19 protein-coding genes and 1 pseudogene are annotated in these 19,214 nt (G+C 51.6%); 7 read left to right on the plus strand and 13 right to left on the minus strand.

Annotation, left to right across the window (positions count from 1 at the left end; genetic code table 11):
* Nucleotide 1: 1 nt before the first annotated feature.
* From WN16_RS15770 to WN16_RS15795, 6 genes and pseudogenes are all read right to left on the minus strand, one after another.
* The gene (locus tag WN16_RS15770) at nt 2–808 is read right to left on the minus strand and encodes an ABC transporter permease (RefSeq protein ID WP_003020204.1); all 807 of its coding nucleotides are present in this window, start codon (nt 806–808) and stop codon (nt 2–4) included.
* Complete coding sequence (locus tag WN16_RS15775; protein WP_003843727.1) at nt 798–1,742, minus strand: ABC transporter permease; 945 nt, start codon at nt 1,740–1,742, stop codon at nt 798–800. The genes WN16_RS15770 and WN16_RS15775 overlap by 11 nt, the downstream gene beginning before the upstream one ends.
* Nucleotides 1,743–2,759: an ABC transporter ATP-binding protein gene (locus WN16_RS15780; RefSeq protein ID WP_003020210.1), complete on the minus strand. Its 1,017-nt coding sequence runs from the start codon at nt 2,757–2,759 to the stop codon at nt 1,743–1,745.
* A 16-nt stretch (nt 2,760–2,775) separates the two neighbouring features.
* Nucleotides 2,776–3,921: a putative ABC transporter substrate-binding protein YdcS gene (ydcS, locus tag WN16_RS15785; protein ID WP_003020212.1), complete on the minus strand. Its 1,146-nt coding sequence runs from the start codon at nt 3,919–3,921 to the stop codon at nt 2,776–2,778.
* 328 nt (nt 3,922–4,249) lie between these two features.
* Complete coding sequence (locus WN16_RS15790; protein WP_044702348.1) at nt 4,250–5,659, minus strand: PLP-dependent aminotransferase family protein; 1,410 nt, start codon at nt 5,657–5,659, stop codon at nt 4,250–4,252.
* A 92-nt stretch (nt 5,660–5,751) separates the two neighbouring features.
* Nucleotides 5,752–5,934: pseudogene (locus WN16_RS15795) on the minus strand (type II toxin-antitoxin system HicB family antitoxin); the annotation flags it as partial.
* Between the two features lie 243 nt (nt 5,935–6,177).
* Here WN16_RS15795 and WN16_RS15800 point away from each other — a divergent pair.
* From WN16_RS15800 to WN16_RS15815, 4 genes are all read left to right on the plus strand, one after another.
* The gene (locus WN16_RS15800; protein WP_003843730.1) at nt 6,178–7,581 is read left to right on the plus strand and encodes a cytochrome ubiquinol oxidase subunit I; all 1,404 of its coding nucleotides are present in this window, start codon (nt 6,178–6,180) and stop codon (nt 7,579–7,581) included.
* Nucleotides 7,581–8,591 carry a cytochrome d ubiquinol oxidase subunit II gene (gene cydB, locus WN16_RS15805; protein ID WP_003020227.1) on the plus strand — a complete coding sequence of 337 codons (1,011 nt, stop codon included), beginning with the start codon at nt 7,581–7,583 and terminating at the stop codon, nt 8,589–8,591. The genes WN16_RS15800 and cydB overlap by 1 nt, the downstream gene beginning before the upstream one ends.
* Nucleotides 8,591–8,716: a DUF2474 domain-containing protein gene (locus tag WN16_RS15810; RefSeq protein WP_003020230.1), complete on the plus strand. Its 126-nt coding sequence runs from the start codon at nt 8,591–8,593 to the stop codon at nt 8,714–8,716. Before cydB ends, WN16_RS15810 begins: the two co-directional genes overlap by 1 nt.
* Before the next feature lie 189 nt (nt 8,717–8,905).
* The gene (locus tag WN16_RS15815; protein WP_003020233.1) at nt 8,906–9,136 is read left to right on the plus strand and encodes a DUF2554 family protein; all 231 of its coding nucleotides are present in this window, start codon (nt 8,906–8,908) and stop codon (nt 9,134–9,136) included.
* On the opposite strand, the gene rlhA is transcribed toward WN16_RS15815, so the two are convergent.
* Both rlhA and WN16_RS15825 read right to left on the minus strand, forming a co-directional pair.
* Entirely contained in the window at nt 9,133–11,100 is a 1,968-nt protein-coding gene (gene rlhA, locus WN16_RS15820; RefSeq protein ID WP_044702349.1) for a 23S rRNA 5-hydroxycytidine C2501 synthase, read from the minus strand. The genes WN16_RS15815 and rlhA overlap by 4 nt on opposite strands.
* A gap of 79 nt (nt 11,101–11,179) precedes the next feature.
* Nucleotides 11,180–11,716: an XRE family transcriptional regulator gene (locus WN16_RS15825; protein WP_003836127.1), complete on the minus strand. Its 537-nt coding sequence runs from the start codon at nt 11,714–11,716 to the stop codon at nt 11,180–11,182.
* 104 nt (nt 11,717–11,820) lie between these two features.
* On the opposite strand from WN16_RS15825, the gene WN16_RS15830 reads away from it, so the two are divergent.
* Complete coding sequence (locus WN16_RS15830) at nt 11,821–12,987, plus strand: benzoate/H(+) symporter BenE family transporter (protein ID WP_003020244.1); 1,167 nt, start codon at nt 11,821–11,823, stop codon at nt 12,985–12,987.
* Here the strand turns inward: WN16_RS15830 and WN16_RS15835 are convergent.
* Nucleotides 12,970–13,839 carry a helix-turn-helix domain-containing protein gene (locus tag WN16_RS15835; RefSeq protein ID WP_044702351.1) on the minus strand — a complete coding sequence of 290 codons (870 nt, stop codon included), beginning with the start codon at nt 13,837–13,839 and terminating at the stop codon, nt 12,970–12,972. The two genes, WN16_RS15830 and WN16_RS15835, sit on opposite strands and share 18 nt — an antisense overlap.
* Before the next feature lie 185 nt (nt 13,840–14,024).
* Between WN16_RS15835 and WN16_RS15840 the strand changes: the two genes are divergently transcribed.
* The gene (locus tag WN16_RS15840) at nt 14,025–14,933 is read left to right on the plus strand and encodes a DMT family transporter (protein ID WP_003836122.1); all 909 of its coding nucleotides are present in this window, start codon (nt 14,025–14,027) and stop codon (nt 14,931–14,933) included.
* Nucleotides 14,934–14,970: 37 nt separating this feature from the next.
* Here the strand turns inward: WN16_RS15840 and WN16_RS15845 are convergent, their stop codons facing one another.
* The 3 genes from WN16_RS15845 to tehA all read right to left on the minus strand — a co-directional run bounded on the left by WN16_RS15845 (nt 14,971) and on the right by tehA (nt 17,408).
* Entirely contained in the window at nt 14,971–15,642 is a 672-nt protein-coding gene (locus tag WN16_RS15845; protein ID WP_003020253.1) for a DUF3313 domain-containing protein, read from the minus strand.
* Nucleotides 15,643–15,810: 168 nt separating this feature from the next.
* Nucleotides 15,811–16,407 (minus strand): tellurite resistance methyltransferase TehB, encoded by a 597-nt coding sequence (gene tehB, locus WN16_RS15850; RefSeq protein WP_044702353.1) that lies wholly within the window; start codon nt 16,405–16,407, stop codon nt 15,811–15,813.
* Nucleotides 16,407–17,408 carry a dicarboxylate transporter/tellurite-resistance protein TehA gene (gene tehA / locus WN16_RS15855; RefSeq protein WP_044702354.1) on the minus strand — a complete coding sequence of 334 codons (1,002 nt, stop codon included), beginning with the start codon at nt 17,406–17,408 and terminating at the stop codon, nt 16,407–16,409. The genes tehB and tehA overlap by 1 nt, the downstream gene beginning before the upstream one ends.
* A 113-nt stretch (nt 17,409–17,521) precedes the next feature.
* Here tehA and ydcK point away from each other — a divergent pair, with 113 nt between their 5' ends.
* Nucleotides 17,522–18,502, plus strand: a complete 981-nt coding sequence (gene ydcK / locus WN16_RS15860) for a YdcK family protein (protein ID WP_044702357.1) — start codon at nt 17,522–17,524, stop codon at nt 18,500–18,502.
* On the opposite strand, the gene rimL is transcribed toward ydcK, so the two are convergent.
* Nucleotides 18,494–19,039, minus strand: coding sequence for a 50S ribosomal protein L7/L12-serine acetyltransferase (rimL, locus tag WN16_RS15865; RefSeq protein ID WP_044702358.1), 546 nt, complete (start codon nt 19,037–19,039; stop codon nt 18,494–18,496). The genes ydcK and rimL overlap by 9 nt on opposite strands.
* Nucleotides 19,040–19,214 lie beyond the last annotated feature (175 nt).

The following is a 19,214-nucleotide window of genomic DNA, read 5'->3' on the forward strand; positions in this document are numbered from 1 at the left end:
TTTATTTACCGTTTCCGGCGAGAGTGTCGCCTTCACGCGTTAGCCACCAGGCCCCTAAAATTGGCAGTGTTGTCACCAGCATTACCAGCAATGCCACAACGTTGGTGACCGGCACATCCCGTGGACGGCCCAATTGATTGAGCAGCCACAGAGGAAGTGTTCTTTCATGTCCGGCGGTGAACGTTGTCACGATGATTTCATCAAACGACAAGGCAAACGCCAGCATCCCGCCCGCCAGTAGTGCCGATGCCAGATTGGGCAGCACGACGTAACGAAAGGTTTGCCAGCCGTTGGCACCAAGATCCATAGACGCTTCAACCAGACTCCATGAGGTACGGCGAAAACGCGCCACAACGTTGTTAAACACCACCACCACGCAAAACGTCGCATGGCCCACTACGATCGTGAGAAAACCCGGTTCCAGGTTGATGGTTTTAAACGCCGTCAACAGCGCAAGGCCGGTAATAATGCCCGGCAGCGCGATCGGCAACAGTAGCAACAGCGATATTGCACTTTTGCCAAAAAAGTCCCTACGCCACAGCGCGGCCGCAGCCAGCGTCCCCAGAACAAGGGCAATAGCGGTCGACAACGCAGCGATCTTAAGTGACAACGTCACAGACTCCAGGATATCGCTACGCTGCGCCGCAACGCTAAACCACTTCAGCGTTAATCCCTGCGGTGGAAAACTAAAAGCAGCCTCCTCAGTATTAAAAGCATAGGTGGCAATGATGAGGATGGGAAAGTGCAGGAAAATAACCCCACCCCATGCCGCCAGTTTGAGTAACCAGGGCGCGCGTTCAGAGTGCATCGAAAGCTCCCAGACGCTTCACGAACGCCAGATACAGTGCGATTAACACAATCGGCACCAGAGTAAATGCCGCCGCCATCGGCATATTGCCGATCGCCCCTTGTTGCGAATACACCATGTTGCCGATGAAATAGCCTGGTGGTCCCACCAGCTGTGGCACGATAAAGTCGCCCAACGTCAGAGAGAAGGTAAAGATAGATCCCGCAGCGATACCGGGTATTGCCAGCGGAAGAACCACATAGCGGAAGGTTTGACGCGGACGCGCGCCCAAATCAGCGGAGGCCTGTAACAGTGACGGCGGAAGTCTCTCCAGTGCGGCCTGTACCGGCAGGATCATAAACGGCAGCCAGATGTATACGAACACCAGAAAGCGCCCTAAGCCTGAAGTCGACAACGTATTGCCGCCTACCGCAGGCAGCGTCAGGAACGAAAGCAGTAGCGGCTCCAGCCCAAGATGGGTTAAAAACCACTGCGCCACACCGTCTTTAGCTAACAGCAGCGTCCACGCATAGGCTTTAACGATGTAACTGGCCCACATTGGCAACATTACGGCAATGTAAAAAAAGGCTTTCATTTTGCCGCTGGTATAGCGCGCCATATACCACGCCATCGGAAACGCCAGAATCGCGCTGGCAATGGTGACCGCCACCGCCATCGTCAGGGTACGCAAAATGATGTCGTAGTTAGCAGGATTAAACAGCGCCTGCAAATTCGCCAGCGTCAGGTCCGGCGTGACCGACATAGTGAAATCGTCGAAGGTATAAAAACCTTGCCACAACAGCGTCAGTAATGAGCCGAAGTAGACAATGCCAAACCACATCAGTGGTCCAAGGAGCAGCAAAAACAGACCCATCCCCGGATTACGCCAGAAGTAACCTGAGATCCGGTTAAGGCTTGTCGACTGTGGAGGCGAATGTAAGACGTTCATAGCCATTCACCTCTCCTCAACCAGCGGTACCATCACGTCGCGGGACCACGATGCCATCACCTGCTGACCCGGCGACAACGTTGACGGTAGCATTTCTCCCGTCAGGTTCGCCTGGCTAACCAGCAGTTTTTCCCCTCCGGCAAGTTTCAGCTCAAACCGCGTCGCCGCCCCCTGATACTGCACCGCCTGAATAACACCCCGGGCCTGGACTTCTCCTCCGGCATCATTCAAGCGAATGTGTTCGGGACGTAGGGAGAACATACCCTGTAGCCCACAAACGTTCGCCGACATCGTCGCATCAAAGACATTTGACGTTCCGACGAAACTTGCCACAAACGGCGTCCGCGGACGCATGTAAAGTTCACGCGGAGAATCCACCTGTTCGATGCGACCGTTATTAAACACCGCCACCCGATCGGACATCGACAGGGCTTCACCCTGATCGTGGGTGACAAAGATGAAGGTGATGCCAAGGGATTGCTGTAATTTTTTCAGCTCCAGCTGCATCTGCTCACGCAGTTTGAGATCCAATGCCCCGAGCGGTTCATCCAACAGCAGGACGCGCGGTTCATTGACCAGCGCCCGGGCAATCGCCACACGCTGACGTTGCCCACCGGAAAGCTGCGACGGTTTACGTTCATAAACAAAACCGAGTGCGACCTTATCCAGTGCTTCACGTGCTTTCGCGTGGCGTTGTTTTTTATCAATGCCTTTAACCATCAGCCCATAGGCGACGTTGTCGAGGATCGACATGTGCGGGAATAACGCGTAATCCTGAAATACCGTATTGACGTCCCGTTCCCAGGGCGGCAATTCGCTGGCCTGTTTACCAAAAATAGTGATTGCGCCGCCTGACAGTTGCTCAAACCCGGCAATCAGGCGCAGACAGGTGGTCTTGCCGGAGCCGGATGGCCCCAGCATAGAGAAAAACTCACCGTCGTTAATCGCAATACTCACCCCATCCACTGCACGAACATCCCCATACAAACGCGAGACGTTATGAAACTCCACTGCGTACGTCATAAAACCCCCAGCGGAATTAACGACCACCCATAATGGCGATGTAATCCTGCGTCCAGCGACTGTAAGGAACGAATTTTCCACCTTCGGCAATTGGTGTTTTCCAGAAGGCAATTTTGTCGAAATAGCTATAGCCGTTGGTTTCACAGCCTTTTTCACCCAGTAACGGGCTGGCTTTACAACCTTCAGGCACCACTGGCAGAGAACCAAACCAGGCGGCTACGTCGCCCTGTACTTTCGGGGTTAATGACCAGTTCATCCATTTGTAAGCGCAAACCGGGTGTTTCGCTTCACTGTGCAGCATGGTGGTATCAGCCCATCCGGTAACCCCCTCTTTTGGGAAGACCGTGGCAATTGGCTGACCTTCGCCTTTCAAGGCGTTAGCCTGATAAGGCCAGGCGCTTGACGCCACTACGCCTTCGTTTTTGAAATCGCTCATTTGCACGGTGGTATCGTGCCAATAGCGATGGATCAACGCGTGCTGATCGCTCAGGACTTTGATCACCGCCTGATACTGTTTTTCAGTGAGCTGATAGGGGTCGGTAATACCCAACTGCGGCTGGGTGGCTTTAACGAATAATGCGGCGTCGGCAATATAGATCGGGCCATCGTAAGCCTGAACGCGACCTTTATTGCTTTTCCCGTCAGGCAGATTTTGTTCAACGAATACCACGTTCCAGCTGTCCGGCGGCGTTGGGAAGGTTTTGGTGTTATACATCAGCAGGTTTGGTCCCCACTGGTATGGCGTACCGTAAACTTTACCGCCAACGTTAAACCACTCCCCTTTTACCACTCGCGGATCAAGGGTTTTCCAGTTAGGGATCAGCGCAGTATTAATCGGCTGAACGCGTTTTCCCATTATCAGGCGCAGTGAGGCATCACCAGAAGCGGTTACCAGGTCGTAACCGCCTTTAGCCATCAGGCTGACCATCTCATCAGAGGTGGCCGCCGTTTTTACATTGACCGCACAGCCGGTATCTTTCTCAAACTGCGAGACCCAGTCATATTGTTTATCGGTTTGCCCACGTTCGATATAACCCGGCCAGGCAATAATATCCAGGCGGCCTTCCGGTTTATCTAATGATGTGGGGGGTTCGGCTGCCTGCGCAGTCATCAGCGTCATGCTGAAGGCACACAGGCTACTGAGGGCAAGTTGCTTGCTCATAACGTCTTACTCCTGTCGAAAAAATATTGAGCGGCAGCCTTGCCGTAAATATATGTCCTTTTCTAAAAATAGTCGGGGTGTGGTAAGCGTTCCTGCTGGTGCAAGGAAATTTAATCAGGTTGTGAGCTAACGCTCATTACGCTACAGACTCTGACCAAGGGGGTAATCTTCTGGAGTATAGACAAGGAGTTAGACGCAGAGGTGGCAATAGTATTAACTATTGATATTTTGTATGGCCGCACCCGATATAAATAATACCGTGGTTCAGCATTCACTATTTCGAAAATAAGAATGCGCTATTCATTTATATTGAATAGCGCGTTATGGTTTATTTCATCATTTCACGAATTAATTTGCCAAGCTGTTTTACGGCCTGCTCTTCTCGCTCTCCCCAGTGCCATGCAGTATTAAAACGAAAAAAACGTGTCCAGCTTCCCGAGGTCGAAAACATTTTACCCGGCGCAATGCTGATGTGGTGTGCCAGCGCATGGGTACTGAGCACACCAGCATCAAGCGGTTCCGGCAGCTCCAGCCACAGAAAATAACCACTGTCGTTGTGGTGAATTTTGACTTCCGCCGGAAGATGACGCAGCAGCGTTTGCCAGGCCTGTTGTTTACGTTCCGCCAGTTGCCGACGCAAGCGTCGCAAATGCGCGTCATAGCGCCGGGTTGAAAGATAATCAACAAGTGCAAGCTGCATGGGCGAACTGGTAGATAAAGTACTCATTAGCTGGAGTCGCTGAATACGCCGGGCATGTTTCCCTGCTGCCACCCAGCCAATACGAAATCCTGGCACCAGACACTTCGAGAAAGACGAACAATGCAGAACGCTGTCGGCGCGATCCCAGGCTTTGGCAGGTAGCGGTTTTTCGCGGCCAAAGTACAGCTCGCTGTAAACATCATCTTCAATCAGCATTACGTGGTATTTTTCCAACAAGGCAACCAGACGCGCCTTTTTCTCTGCGCTGAGCGTAAAACCCAGCGGATTTTGGCTGTTGGTCATTAGCCAGCAGGCTTTTACCGGGTACTCCTGCAACGCCTGCTCCAACGCGGCAAGATCGATCCCCTCGTTAACGTCGGTGGCTACCGACAGCGCCTTCAGACGTAATCGCTCCAGGGCCTGCAACGCTCCGTAAAAACAGGGGTTTTCGACAATCACCCAGTCACCCGGTTCAGTGACAGCTTGCAGGCTCAGGTTGAGGGCTTCCAGCGCGCCGGTGGTGATGACGATTTCGTCCGGTGAAATGGTCATCCCCTGTTGAGCATAGCGACGGGCAATGGCATGACGCAACTCAGCATTCCCCGGCGGCAGGTTTTCAATCACACTCATGGCGGTGGCGGTTTTACTCACCTGCGCCAACGAGCGGTTCAACTGTTGAAGTGGAAACAGACGCGGGTCGGGGAATGCTGAGGCAAAGGGCATCACTGACGCATCCCGGCTGGCCTGCAACATATCAAAAATATAGGTATTGATATCCACCGCTTCGTCGCGCATGACCTGTACCTGCGGCGCTGCCAGTTCACGTTCGGGGCGCGCGGCGACATAATAACCAGACTGCGGCCGGGCGATAATCCGCCCCTGGCTTTCCAGCAACTGGTATGCGTGTCCGACGGTCATAAAACTCATTCCGCTGCTGACCACTTGCTCACGCAAGGAAGGCAAGCGATCGCCTGGCTGCCATACGCCAGACGCAATTTGATCGCGAATTTGCTCTGCCAGTCGCTGGTACTTTTTCATTTTTGATCCTGATTACCGGTGTCGGTGACAATCACTGTGTATATCAGTTTACATAATCAGGGTGTTTTTTATAACTGTTATAGTTAACAGTTTTACAACATCGTTAACGCCAGCTCTTTGCCTAAGGCGCGCGCAGCAATCTGCACGGCATCAATTTTTGTCGTGTGCTTTAAATCAAATAAACGGGTGATCTCCTGCTTAGGTCTGCCGATCCTGTTCGCCAGCTCCTGCTGGGTGATTTTTGATTCAAGGAAGGCATTCAGCAGAAGAACCTTTATACACACAAAGTAAACATTTATGATTACCTTTTAATTACCTTGCTATTAATATCGCAAAATCACTAACGTGGGGAGGACGCTATCTAATAACAGGAATCCAGCTTCCAGATTTCATATCAGCGTGTACAACCTATAACAGCACTGCAACTGTTATGGTTAAAAAGAACTGTTCTGTTTCTGCCCCGCATTGCTTCTCAGGCTTAGAATTGCGCCAAATCAATTTTGCCTGCGGAGTTAAGCATGTTCGGTCTTGACGCGTTTCACCTGGCGAGGATCCAGTTCGCGTTTACGGTATCCTTTCACATCATCTTTCCGGCCATTACCATCGGCCTCGCCAGTTATCTGGCAGTACTTGAGGGGTTATGGCTAAAGACGAAAAATCCCACCTGGCGTTCGCTATACCATTTCTGGTCGAAAATATTCGCCGTAAACTTTGGTATGGGTGTAGTTTCCGGGCTGGTGATGGCTTATCAGTTCGGTACCAACTGGAGTGGTTTTTCCGAGTTCGCCGGTAGCATCACCGGGCCGCTTCTGACCTATGAAGTGCTCACCGCCTTCTTCCTCGAAGCGGGCTTCCTTGGGGTAATGCTGTTTGGCTGGAACCGGGTTGGCCCAGGGCTTCACTTCTTTGCCACTTGCATGGTCGCACTGGGTACCATTATTTCAACCTTCTGGATCCTCGCCTCTAACAGCTGGATGCAGACACCGCAAGGCTATGAAATAGTTAACGGCCAGGTCGTTCCCGTTGACTGGTTCGCCGTTATTTTCAATCCTTCATTCCCTTATCGTTTACTGCATATGTCCGTTGCCGCTTTCCTCAGCAGCGCGTTGTTTGTTGCAGCGTCAGGTGCATGGCATTTATTGCGCGGGAATAACACCCCGGCTATTCGCGCCATGTTCTCAATGGCGCTATGGATGACGTTAATCGTCGCCCCGCTGCAGGCTTTGATTGGCGATATGCACGGTTTGAATACGCTGAAGCATCAGCCGGCAAAAATTGCTGCGATTGAAGGGCACTGGGAAAATCCGCCCGGCGAACCAACCCCGCTACTACTCTTCGGCTGGCCGGATATGGAGCAGGAACGCACCCGCTATGGGCTGGAAATTCCTGCCCTGGGCAGTCTGATCCTGACCCATAGCCTGGACAAACAGGTCCCGGCACTAAAAGAGTTTCCTAAAGAAGACAGGCCTAACTCAACTATGGTGTTCTGGTCGTTTCGCATAATGGCCGGGCTAGGCATGCTGATGATCCTGCTGGGCGCTTTTGCCCTGTGGCTGCGCTATAAGCAGCGTTTATACACCTCGCGCCCTTTCCTGCGCTTTGCCTTGTGGATGGGCCCTTCAGGTCTGATTGCCATCCTTGCCGGTTGGGTGACCACTGAAGTTGGCCGTCAACCGTGGGTGGTTTACGGTCTGCAACGTACGGCGGATGCGGTTTCCGCACATGGTGATTTACATATGAGCATCAGCCTGCTGTCCTTCTTTGTGGTGTACAGCTCAGTGTTTGGTGTGGGTTACAGCTACATGATACGCCTGATCCGCAAGGGGCCACATGAAGATGACTCAACAATTCCGCCAACCGGCACGCCTGCCCGGCCGCTTTCGGCTGCCGTCCTTGATTCTCAACCGGAGGCTCATCGCTAATGGGTATCGATTTATCAGTTATCTGGTTTGTGATTATCGTATTCGCCACGCTGATGTATATCGTGATGGACGGTTTTGATCTCGGGATTGGCATTTTATTCCCCGCGATTCAGGACGCTGATGACCGCGATGTGATGGTTAACAGCGTCGCTCCCGTATGGGATGGGAATGAAACCTGGCTGGTGCTGGGCGGGGCCGGGTTATTTGGCGCGTTCCCGCTGGCCTATGCGGTGATTGTCGATGCGCTGACGATCCCATTGACCCTGATGCTAATCGGCCTGATTTTTCGCGGCGTCGCGTTTGAGTTTCGCTTCAAGGCCACACCGGCGCATCGACCATTCTGGGATAAAGCCTTTCTCAGCGGTTCAATTCTGGCGACATTCACCCAGGGCGTGGTGGTGGGTGCCGTACTCAACGGATTTTCCGTTACCGGACGCAGCTACAGCGGCGGTCCTTTCGACTGGTTGACTCCGTTCACGTTGTTCTGCGGCGTTGGTCTGGTTGTAGCCTATGCCCTGCTGGGGGCGACATGGCTGGTGATGAAAAGTGAAAATCCGTTGCAGGATAAAATGCGTCGCGTGGCCAAAAAACTGCTGCTGGCAATGTTGATTGTGATTGCCATTATCAGCCTGTGGACACCACTGGCGCATAGCGCGATTGCCGAGCGTTGGTTTAGTCTGCCCAACCTATGGTTCCTGATGCCGGTTCCGCTGCTGGTTGCGCTTATCAGCATCTGGCTGTGGCGTTCGCTGGGGCAACATAACTGCCATACGCTGCCTTTTGTATTGACACTGGGGCTGATTTTCCTCGGGTTTAGCGGGCTGGGGATCAGTATCTGGCCACACATCATTCCGCCGTCCATTACGCTCTGGCAAGCGGCGGCTCCGGCGCAAAGTCAGGGCTTTATGTTGGTTGGCGCACTGCTGATTATCCCGATAATCCTGGTGTACACCTTCTGGAGCTACTACGTTTTCCGCGGCAAAGTTCAACATGGTGAGGGGTATCATTGATGCAACAAACAATCTGGAAACGCCTGATGTGGCTGGTGATCCTCTGGGGCGGCAGCGTGCTGGCCCTCGCCGCTGTTGGCATGTTCTTTCGTCTCCTGATGACGGCCGCCGGATTTAAGTCCTGAATCTCTCCCTGATAACACCCGGGCAGCGCTGCACTGCCCGGGTGTTACAAATCCCAACATCGACTAAACAAAAATGTAAAAAACATCGAAATGACAAAACAGAGATTGTCATTATCCCGATTAAAATATTGAATAGTCACCAGGCGAAATTATCGCCAATTCCGCAGCTAACGTACCAGAGGGTGCATGATGTTTAAGAAAGGGTTAACAGTGTTATTGCTGGCCAGCGCGCTTTTTTCCGGTCAACTTTTCGCTACTAATCAGGGACATGAATATCTTCAGGTGCAGGATGCCGATCATTTACTACGACACACGGCCGACAGCGATGAGCTGCGAGTGACGGCGGAAGAATCCGCCGCCGATCTTCGTGAACACCATCACTGGCAAAAATCACGCAAACCCGATACGCATCTGAGCTAACGATTAACCTTACGCTTCGGCAGTGTCTTCATCAGTTCTTCCGGACTGACCGAAGCCACGACGCTACCCGGCAACGGCATCTTCAGAATGTGATGTTTCATCTTGCCGATCACGAGCATTTCGCACGGTCGGCAATCAAATTTCAGCGTCAGGACTTCATCGCCGTTAACCAGTTGCATCGGTGTCGCTTTCCAGCTCTTGATGTTCCCTTTCGCCTGTTTCGGACAGAGGTTAAAGGCGAAACGCAGGCAATGTTTGGTGATCATCACCGGTACTTCGCCCTTTTCTTCATGCGCTTCATAGGCTGCATCAATCAACTGAACGCCATAACGGTGATAAAACTCACGCGCTTTTTGGTTGTAGACGTTAGCCAGGAAACTCAAGTGCGTTTGCGGATAAACCGGCGCAGGCTGGGATACTGGTTTGCGGCTACCGCGCTTATAGCTTTGCAGGCGCGCTGCATCCAGCATATCAACGGCTTCACGTCGTAACTGATTTAGTTGACCGTTTGGCACGAACAGCGCGCCCGGCAGATTCACCTGAATATTGCGGGCGTAGTACATCGTCTGCCCAAGTTTTGCCAGTCCGTCCTGTAGGTTACTCAACGCTTTTTCCGCATTGTTCGCTTCCTCAAACTGGCCATCCAGCGTATGGGTAATGCTCACGCCCTCTTCACTGGTGAGCGTCAGAATCAACTGCTCCTGCCAGCCGCCGAGCTCAATATCGATCGCAACACGGCGTTCGCTGGAGGTTTTGGTTAACGCTTGCTGCCAGTTATGATCGAGGTTGCGATTCAGCGGATGATGCGGACGCACTTTGTGCAGATCGGCAGGCATTTCATTCGGCCATACCCGATAACGATTGTTCCCCGTTTTTTCCACGGTGTTGGCGCGGAATCCAACAACCTCACGTTTGATTAACACGTTCAGGCCATCCCCGTTAGCCAGCGGTTCTGTCACCTCAACATCGAGATGATCTTTCGCCACCTTCAGGACTTCGCCGACCGGCAAACCGATAAACTTTGGTGAGTCGAATGCGCCGATATCCCCTTTACGGGCATTCACAAAATAATCGGTGCTGCCACGATGGAAGGTTTTCTCCGTGGATGGGGTAAAGAAATGTTCGGTACGTCCCACTGATGAACGGGCCAGGTCGCCGCGCTCTTCAATGATGGCATCGAGCATCTGGCGATAATGCGCGGTAATATTCTTGACATAACTCATGTCCTTATAGCGCCCTTCAATTTTGAAGGAACGCACACCTGCGTCAATCAATGCGCCGAGGTTGGCGGTCTGATCGTTGTCTTTCATCGACAGCAGGTGTTTTTCATAGGACACCACGCGTCCCTGATCGTCTTTCAGGGTATACGGCAGACGGCAAGCCTGGGAACAGTCGCCACGGTTAGCACTGCGTCCGGTTTGCGCATGTGAAATATAACACTGACCTGAATAGGCAACGCACAGCGCGCCGTGAATGAAAAACTCAATGGTCGCATCGGTAGCCTGATGGATGGCGTTAATTTGCTCAAGGCTCAGTTCGCGCGCAAGGACAATCTGGGTGAATCCGACATCAGCAAGAAATTTCGCCTTCTCAACGCTGCGAATATCACATTGGGTGCTGGCATGCAGTTCAATCGGGGGAATATCCAGTTCCAGAATCCCCATATCCTGTACGATCAGAGCATCAACACCGGTCTGATACAAATCGGTAATTAACCGCTGCGCGGGTTCCAGTTCATCATCGTGCAAGATAGTATTTAGCGTCACAAAGATTTTCGCCCCATAGCGATGGGCGAAAGGCACCAGTTCGGCGATATCTTTCAGGCTATTACTGGCGTTATGGCGCGCGCCAAAACCCGGTCCACCAATGTAAACGGCGTCTGCGCCGTGCAAAATGGCTTCGCGCGCAATGGCGGTATCCCGAGCCGGGCTTAACAATTCAAGGTGATGAAGCTGCTGGCGCATACAGTTGTTACCATCCACAAGCGGTAAAAATGGCGGCTATTGTAGTCACAAGCGCAGCTTTTCGGAATAGTTTTCCCGATTAACTGCGCGGGTAATGGATCAGCGAATGAAAGTGCACCGTTTGTTCGCTGCTGTTACGGTAACTGTGTGCCATATCTCCGGCGAAACGGACACCCTCACCAGATTTAAGGGTGCGCCACTGCCCCTCAATACACATATCCAGCAGACCATTAATCACCACCACGTGCTCTATTACGCCGGTCTCATGCGGAGTAGATTCACTGAGCGCGCCGGGCGCCAATAGTATCGAAAAATGATCGAAGCACAGTTGAGGATCCCACGGGAACAACGGCGTGACGACCATTGCCTGCTGCTGGGGATCGAATGTTAGCGTGCCGTCTGACTCTGGTGGTGAAATAAACGTTGAAAACGGGACGTTCAGCCCAGTGGCAATTTTCCACAACGTCGCCACCGTTGGACTGGATTCATTACGTTCAATCTGCCCCAGCATCGCTTTTGAGACGCCAGTTTCCTCCGCCAGACGCGAAAGACTCCATTCCCGCTGGTGACGTAATGTCCTGAGCGTTGTGGCCAGATAGTGGGTTAAGTTGTCCATTTTCTCCTTCGTCGCTCTCCTTACTCGGGGCTACAGTTTAGCACTTGTACGCTATAACGCACAGTGCTACAGTGATTGACCGTTATAACGCACACGGAGTGAATATGCGTGCATTCTCCATCCCCCTGCCCACTGTATTATCGGGTTTTGTGGCGGTCCTGGTTGGCTATGCCAGTTCGGCGGCCATTATCTGGCAAGCGGCACTCGCCGCAGGTGCGACTACCGGGCAAATTGCAGGGTGGATGACCGCACTGGGGTTAGCAATGGGGGTCAGTACGCTGGTGCTGACATTGTGGTATCGCGCTCCTGTACTTACCGCATGGTCAACGCCCGGTGCCGCGCTGCTGGTGACGGGCCTGCACGGGGTATCTATTCAGGATGCCATCGGCGTTTTTATCGTGGCTAACGCGCTGATTGTGCTGTGCGGCGTAACCGGACTGTTTGCCCGCCTGATGAAAATCATTCCCCACTCGCTGGCATCAGCCATGTTGGCTGGGATCTTACTGCGTTTTGGTTTGCAGGCATTTAATAGCCTGAACAGTGAGCTTATTTTGTGCGGTAGTATGCTGGTGGCATGGTTGGTGCTAAAAGTTATTGCCCCAAGATATGCCGTTATCGCTGCGATGTTAGTGGGTATTGCCATCGCCTTGATGAAAGGTGACATTGTCACTAATGATGTTAATCTGTCACCGGTTATCCCAGCGTTTATTACCCCGCACTTTTCATTAGCCCACAGTATCAGCATTGCACTACCGTTATTTCTGGTCACTATGGCTTCGCAAAATGCCCCCGGTATTGCGACCATGAAAGCATCAGGATATTCGTTACCCGTTTCCCCTCTGATTGTTTTTACGGGTCTACTGGCGCTGCTATTTTCACCTTTTGGCGTCTATTCCATCTGCATCGCCGCCATAACCGCCGCAATTTGCCAAAGTCCTGAAGCGCATCCGGATGCAAATCGGCGCTGGCTCGCCGCAGCGGCAGCAGGCGTCTTCTATCTTCTGGCTGGGGTGTTTGGCGGTTCGGTTACAGGACTGATGGCAGCCCTGCCCGTAAGCTGGATCCAGATGCTTGCTGGTCTTGCATTACTCGGCACGATTAGCGGTAGTTTATATCAAGCCTTACATAATGAAGCTGAACGCGATGCGGCCATCGTAACTTTTCTGGTTACGGCCAGTGGTCTGACGGTATTTGGCATTGGGTCTGCATTCTGGGGGCTGGTTGTCGGCGGTATTTGCTACGCAGTGTTGACGTTATTTCGCCGCGCGTAGCTGCGTTGGTGTTTTACCTGTCACTTGTTTAAACCGGTTACTGAAATGACTCGCCGAGCTAAATCCGCAGGCCATTGCAATATCCGACAGGCTGCGTGATGAATAACAGACCAGTTGCTGCGCCAGTGCCATACGGCGTTGCATGACGTACTGATGCGGCGCCATATTCATCGACTGGCGAAACATTCTGGCAAAATGGAATTCGCTTAGCGCTGCTTCACCAGCCAGATCGCTCAACGTTATGGGATACGCCAGATGTGCTTCAATATAGGCCAGCACGTTACGCAAGGTGGCAGGTGCAAGCCCTCCGGTGACAACGGGAAGCCGCCATTGAACGTTGCTGTAATGCTGGATCAGATGCGTTAACAGTAGTGAAGATGCCGCGCTAAGCGTGAGGTGATTAGCGGGTTGCAGCCAGTCGTTACCAAGCAAAAACTGACGGTAAACCGCCGTGATCCCCGGGTCACTACCAAAAGTATGCTCGTCCAGCGTGAAGCTATAGGGGCTTTTGTCCCAGACTTTTTCACCCACTTCGCGCAGGTGAGCATCGGTACAATAGAGATGAACAAAGGAAAGATCGTCACGAATATCCCAACTGGACTCACTCTCTTTTGGCATCAGGCAAAAACGATCCGGTCCGCCGCCATTCTTCCAGCCTTCCGCCGTTTTGTGATAACTCTCGTAGCCATCCGCGATGTATAAACTGAGCGTGTGGTGATCGCAATACTGGGTAATGGTGTCGCGCTTGTTTGACCAGGCAGCCAGTTGGATCCCCGAATGTAACGCAACCGACTCGTGCAGCACGGCATTGTGTTTGCGTAAGTTTTCAAAGGCACCGTAGGGCTGAGACATACCATCACATTCAAAATAAGTTAGCAGGCTTTCAGTCTATATCAGCTACATATCGTTAACAGCTTCCTTTTCACCTTTACACTAAAAAAAGCGCAAGATTTTGCAAGTCCACCGCAAGCCGATGAAAGCCCCCTGCTACCCGACGTGGCACAGTGTGCGCCTGAAGACCAAAAAGAGAGAGTTGTATGAACGGACTGTTGTACTGCCTGGTGGTGGTGATTTGGGGAACGACATGGATTGCGATTTACCTGCAACAAGGCCCGGTTGCGGCGCCAGTTTCCATCTTCTGGCGCTTTGCCATCGCCAGCACCGTGATGATAGCCATCCTGCTGATCAGCGGGAAATTGCGTAAGCTTTCCGGACGCGATCATCTGTTTTGTCTGTTACAAGGTGGATGCGTTTTTTGCTTTAACTTCTGGTGTTTTTACACTGCCGCTGCGTGGATCAATACCGGTCTCGAATCCGTCATTTTCTCGATGGCGGTCCTGTTCAATGCGGTTAATAGCTACCTGTTTTTTGGTCAAAAACCACCAGGACGCTTTTATGTTGCCGCCGGGCTGGGGCTGACAGGTATCGTCACCTTGTTCTGGCAGGATTTGGTCAACAGCGGGTTGAATCACTCGCTGCTGCTGGGGATTGGTTTAAGCGCCCTCGGCACTTTTGGTTTCTCACTGGGCAATATGATAAGTCTGCGTCATCAGAAAAAAGGTCTCGAGGTGATGACCACCAACAGTTGGGCGATGCTGTACGGCACTGTGTTGATTGCTACCATTGCGTTGGTGCGCGGCGACAGCTTCACGCCACAGTGGACCTTCAGTTATCTCAGTGCGCTGTTGTATCTGGCTATTTTTGGTTCGGTAATCGCCTTCGGCGCCTATTTCACGCTGGTCGGACGCATTGGTCCCAGTAAAGCGGCATACAGTACACTGCTTTTTCCACTGGTGGCGCTAACGCTGTCTACGTTGTATGAAGGGTATGTCTGGCAGGTTAATGCGATTGTGGGATTAGTATTGATTTTGCTGGGGAATCTGGTGATGTTTGCCCGACCAGAAGCGCTGATGGGTAAACTCGTATATCGTCGCCGGGCGGCATAAAAAAACGCACCATCCAGGGATGGTGCGTTCTTCGTTATTATTGTTTTTTATTTACGTCAAACATGGAAGCATCAGTCGCCATGTCATCAACAACTTTCTTCAACGTTTCGAACGCCATCGGCGTACTTTCGTTGTTCAGGTCTTTACCTTCACCCTGACGTACAACTTTAATGACAGGTTTATTGGTTGCCGCATCAATCAACTCACCTTCGAAAAAGAGGTGCGTGTCCATGGTACGGTGCCCCGTCGCCATTTGCGTACCCGCAACGAGCAGTGCAACCGGGACCACTTCATAGAACTGCAGCCCTTCTTTGCTGGTAGCAACACCGGTGATTGCCCCGCGGAAAATCAGACTGCGCGAGCCTGGCGTCGTAACCAGCGGTTTACGTTTTGCCAGGGCAGTTTTCATTTGGGTATTGGTATAGCTCAACAGCTTATCAAGAACCTGCTGACCGACCTGGGTGGTTGGTTTAGGAACCGGATAATACGTGATCGGGTTATAAACGATGTTATCGTATTTAGACTCATTAAAGTTGGGATCAACCCAACGCAGCACCGGCTGTCCGGTTGCAGATTTTGTTTCCTTCAGGCCGGAGTAATCTTTTAAAAAACCTGAATATTTATCAGGCTGCGTAATTTTTGAAGCACAGCCTGATAACGCCAGTAAACCCGTAAGCACTGCAACTTTAAATAAAGTTTGAGCACGCATGGAACGATCCCTTAGTATTTGCAGATATGCATCTGAAATAATAGCAAAAGGAAATCATTTTGGATGAACTAAAAATGGTAAGGCCCGCACAATTCTATCTTAACGTTTTCTTAATATTCAGCACGAAAAAAATGCTGAACGTAGAAAGAGTTATCACAAATGGGCAGGTCAGACCGTTTTACGCGCCAGCATTGTTGCAAAGCGTAGTTTAATTCGGTTGCCGTGCTCATCCGTACGATGAAGTTCACCTACGTCTTCGTTATATTTCAGCAGATCCCAACCTGTGTAGTAACGGCGTAACTCCCCTGTTTTAAACGCAAACGGGAACCCAACGGTGCACGGAAAATCATCGGTATCCATTGCCGCGACGATCAGGTTATACCCACCTGGGTTGGTGCAGCGCTGCATATTTTCAATCAGGCCCGGGATGGTTTTCGCGTCCAGGAACATCATCACCACGGTAGAAAGAATAAAATCGTATTCACCGTCAAAGTTTAGCGCATTGAGATCCGCCACCTCAGCGTGCAGATTAGCCAGCCCTTCCGCGTTTTTAATGCGTTCCAGATTGGCGATGCTCATCGGATTCTTGTCCCATGCAGTAACGTCATAACCGTTGGCCGCCAGGTACAGACTGTTACGGCCATTCCCGCAGCCCAGATCTAACGTTTTGCCCGGGGCAACAATTTTTGCCGCGTCGACGACATCGGAATGCGTGCGGGTCAAATCATATTTCTCAGTAAAGTAGTTTTCGTCACAACGGATCATTATTTATCCTCAGATTTCAGTAATGCAGCACGTTCGGTGCGAATAAGCAGTTTTCCCTGCATCAGCAATGCAAACGTACGTATCAGTAATAGCGCAATGATAAAATTGGTAAAAATAAACAGCGGGATCGCCAGCGTATGAAAAAAACCTGACTCGCTGCCGTGCCCTAAATGCAGCCCCGTAGTCGCCAGTGCCGACACGCCGAACGAGAAGCTCCAGAAAGACGCATTAAACGGCTGTGACAAATACCACGGCATCAGGCGTAGCATAAACAGAAGTTGCAGCAGACCATAGCCGAACAGCATTTTGGCTAACGTATCTCCCTCGCCACCGTTCACACTAAGCCACGCGCTACAGGCGACCAGCGCAGGCGCCAGTTGTATACCAAGTGAAGTCCGTAAAACCGTCGGCAGCTCGCCGCAGCTTCGTAAACGCTGCAGAATAACCGGCTCGAGACTGAGCCAGGAAAATACCCCTGCGCCCAAAAACACCAATCCGGCATCGTTGAAGCCAAGCGCACCACAGGCCATGGCGCTGATAAAGTTATTGGCAACGGTTGGCAGATACAGACCCGGTGTGGTGGCCTCTTCCGGGTGCTCGCCACGCCATAATCCAGCCGTTTGCCAGGCCGCATACGCCAGCTGTATCACCACGCCGATGCTGAACAACACAATCGCCAGCGGTCGATACCACGGGACAAAACCAATCGCGACCAGCATCGTTGTAGCCGGAAACAGACTGACAAAACTGCTCATCACCGGATGACGAATTTCCGCCAGTACGCTATGAGGAAAACACAGTAAACGACTAATAAAGGCCAGCGTCAACAATCCCCAGATGACCATCGCAAGGATCACTAAACCGTCGCCAATCCAGTGGCTTACAGGCCATACCTGGCTGGCATATCGCCACGCGAACCCCATCCCGATGATGCCCAGTACCATGCCAAAATAACCGGCCGGAAGATTGAGGACTCGCTCACTTTGCTTGCTCTTACTCATTTTGTTTATTTTTTAAAGTATATTTGAAATGCATTTTATGGAATTTCCACGAATTTAGCCAGTACGGAAAACTTTGCTACGTTTAACTAAGGTGCGCAACATGGAAATGAGCTATGACCAAATATCGTCTGGGCGATGAACCTCGCGCCTTTAATTACCAGGATAATGGCAATAAAAAGAGCGTATTACTACGCCAGATAATTGCGCTCATTGATTTTAATGATGTCAAAGCCGGTACGCCCGGTGGCTGGATTGATGATGAAAGCGTGCTATCGCAAAGTGGCGATTGCTGGATTTACGATGAGAATGCGCTCGCGTTTTCCGGCGCGACGATATCCGGAAATGCCCGTATTACACAGGCAAGCGTGGTCCGAGATGGCGCGCAGATTGGCGATGCCGCCTGGATTGACCGAGCAGAAATCAGCCAAAACGCGCAAATACGTGACAACGTCACCATTCAGGATTCAGTTGTTCGCGGTGAGTGCCTTCTCTGCGGTGATGCGCGCATTGTGTGTGACTCTGAAATTATCGCCGCCAAAGGACTTACTCGTGAAAACGACCAGCTCCTGCAAATTTACGATCGAGCGATAGTCAGCAATTCACGCGTGGTGCATCAGGTGCAGATCTATGGTGATGCGATTATCAACTATGCCTTTATAGAACATCGGGCTGAAGTTTTTGATTTTGCACGGGTAGAAGGTAACGAAGAGAATAATGTCTGGATCTGCGATTGCGCTAAAGTCTATGGACATGCGCGTGTCATCGCCGGAACTGATGAAGACGCCATTCCTACCCTGCGCTATAGCTCGCAGGTGGCGGAACACGCGGAGGTTGAAGGTAATTGTGTGCTGAAGCACCATGTGCTGGTCGGTGGGCATGCAAAATTACGCGGCGGCCCAATTCTGCTGGATGGGCACATCCTGATTGAAGGCCACGCCTGTATTCTGGGTGAAGTGCTGATCGAGCATCATATTGAGATAACCGGTCAGGCCCAAGTTGAAGCCTTTGATGGCGATGCGATCCATCTGCGCGGGCCAAAAGTGATCAACGGCGAACAACGTATTACGCGCACCCCTATCGCCGGTTTATTCTGAGGAGTCATCAATGATGCGGGCATAGAGATTCACATCATAGTAATCGCCATTGAGGAACTCCGCTTGTCGTAAGCATCCTTCCAGTTGGAAGCCATTGCGCAACGCCACCTGGTTGCTCTTGACGTTATCTACACGACATTTAATCACGAAGCGGCGAATCTCCTGGCGCTGCGCATAATGCTGAATCAATGCCTGTAGCGCCTGAGACAGAATACCTTTGCCCTGGTGATCTTCGTCCAGCCAATAACCAATATAAGCGGCTCTGTTCAGCGGTTCTATCTGGTTAAACGAGATAACGCCAGCCACCTCCTCTTGTTCGAAAATAAGGAACATTTTGGCGTAGCCGCGCTGGTGCAACATCATATTGCCCTGCACATTCTTGCGGGTGTCCTCCACAGAAGTCACAAACTGCGGCCAGTTCAGCGACTGCTGGAGCCAGACTTTATTTTTAAGCACCAACTGATGCAGAGGGGTGACGTGTTGTTCTTCGACGGCACGCAGTTCCAGCGCGTCACTAACGATAATTATTTCTGACATGTTTATCTCCTTTGCAATCGTAAACGGGGCATTTCTGACTGGCAGTAGCCGATATTACTCTGTTTAGAGTCGGGGAGGTCTTATTTTTATGCTGTAACAGCAATCACTTAGAAAGAATCTCTGGCGTGGAACCCGTTACTCTGGTGATCCGGGTATCCCCTCATGGATAGACCGT

Origin of the sequence: Citrobacter sp. ABFQG (genome assembly GCF_004322975.1) — a bacterium.
Classification (GTDB): domain Bacteria; phylum Pseudomonadota; class Gammaproteobacteria; order Enterobacterales; family Enterobacteriaceae; genus Citrobacter; species Citrobacter freundii.

Excerpts from the sequence above, each read along its gene's own strand:
- WN16_RS15770 (WP_003020204.1), bottom strand. The coding sequence starts at position 808 with ATGCACTCTGAACGCGCGCCCTGGTTACTCAAACTGGCGGCATGGGGT.
- WN16_RS15775 (WP_003843727.1), bottom strand. The coding sequence starts at position 1,742 with ATGGCTATGAACGTCTTACATTCGCCTCCACAGTCGACAAGCCTTAAC.
- WN16_RS15780 (WP_003020210.1), bottom strand. The coding sequence starts at position 2,759 with ATGACGTACGCAGTGGAGTTTCATAACGTCTCGCGTTTGTATGGGGAT.
- ydcS (WP_003020212.1), bottom strand. The coding sequence starts at position 3,921 with ATGAGCAAGCAACTTGCCCTCAGTAGCCTGTGTGCCTTCAGCATGACG.
- WN16_RS15790 (WP_044702348.1), bottom strand. The coding sequence starts at position 5,659 with ATGAAAAAGTACCAGCGACTGGCAGAGCAAATTCGCGATCAAATTGCG.
- WN16_RS15800 (WP_003843730.1), top strand. The coding sequence starts at position 6,178 with ATGTTCGGTCTTGACGCGTTTCACCTGGCGAGGATCCAGTTCGCGTTT.
- cydB (WP_003020227.1), top strand. The coding sequence starts at position 7,581 with ATGGGTATCGATTTATCAGTTATCTGGTTTGTGATTATCGTATTCGCC.
- WN16_RS15810 (WP_003020230.1), top strand. The coding sequence starts at position 8,591 with ATGCAACAAACAATCTGGAAACGCCTGATGTGGCTGGTGATCCTCTGG.
- WN16_RS15815 (WP_003020233.1), top strand. The coding sequence starts at position 8,906 with ATGTTTAAGAAAGGGTTAACAGTGTTATTGCTGGCCAGCGCGCTTTTT.
- rlhA (WP_044702349.1), bottom strand. The coding sequence starts at position 11,100 with ATGCGCCAGCAGCTTCATCACCTTGAATTGTTAAGCCCGGCTCGGGAT.
- WN16_RS15825 (WP_003836127.1), bottom strand. The coding sequence starts at position 11,716 with ATGGACAACTTAACCCACTATCTGGCCACAACGCTCAGGACATTACGT.
- WN16_RS15830 (WP_003020244.1), top strand. The coding sequence starts at position 11,821 with ATGCGTGCATTCTCCATCCCCCTGCCCACTGTATTATCGGGTTTTGTG.
- WN16_RS15835 (WP_044702351.1), bottom strand. The coding sequence starts at position 13,839 with ATGTCTCAGCCCTACGGTGCCTTTGAAAACTTACGCAAACACAATGCC.
- WN16_RS15840 (WP_003836122.1), top strand. The coding sequence starts at position 14,025 with ATGAACGGACTGTTGTACTGCCTGGTGGTGGTGATTTGGGGAACGACA.
- WN16_RS15845 (WP_003020253.1), bottom strand. The coding sequence starts at position 15,642 with ATGCGTGCTCAAACTTTATTTAAAGTTGCAGTGCTTACGGGTTTACTG.
- tehB (WP_044702353.1), bottom strand. The coding sequence starts at position 16,407 with ATGATCCGTTGTGACGAAAACTACTTTACTGAGAAATATGATTTGACC.
- tehA (WP_044702354.1), bottom strand. The coding sequence starts at position 17,408 with ATGAGTAAGAGCAAGCAAAGTGAGCGAGTCCTCAATCTTCCGGCCGGT.
- ydcK (WP_044702357.1), top strand. The coding sequence starts at position 17,522 with ATGACCAAATATCGTCTGGGCGATGAACCTCGCGCCTTTAATTACCAG.
- rimL (WP_044702358.1), bottom strand. The coding sequence starts at position 19,039 with ATGTCAGAAATAATTATCGTTAGTGACGCGCTGGAACTGCGTGCCGTC.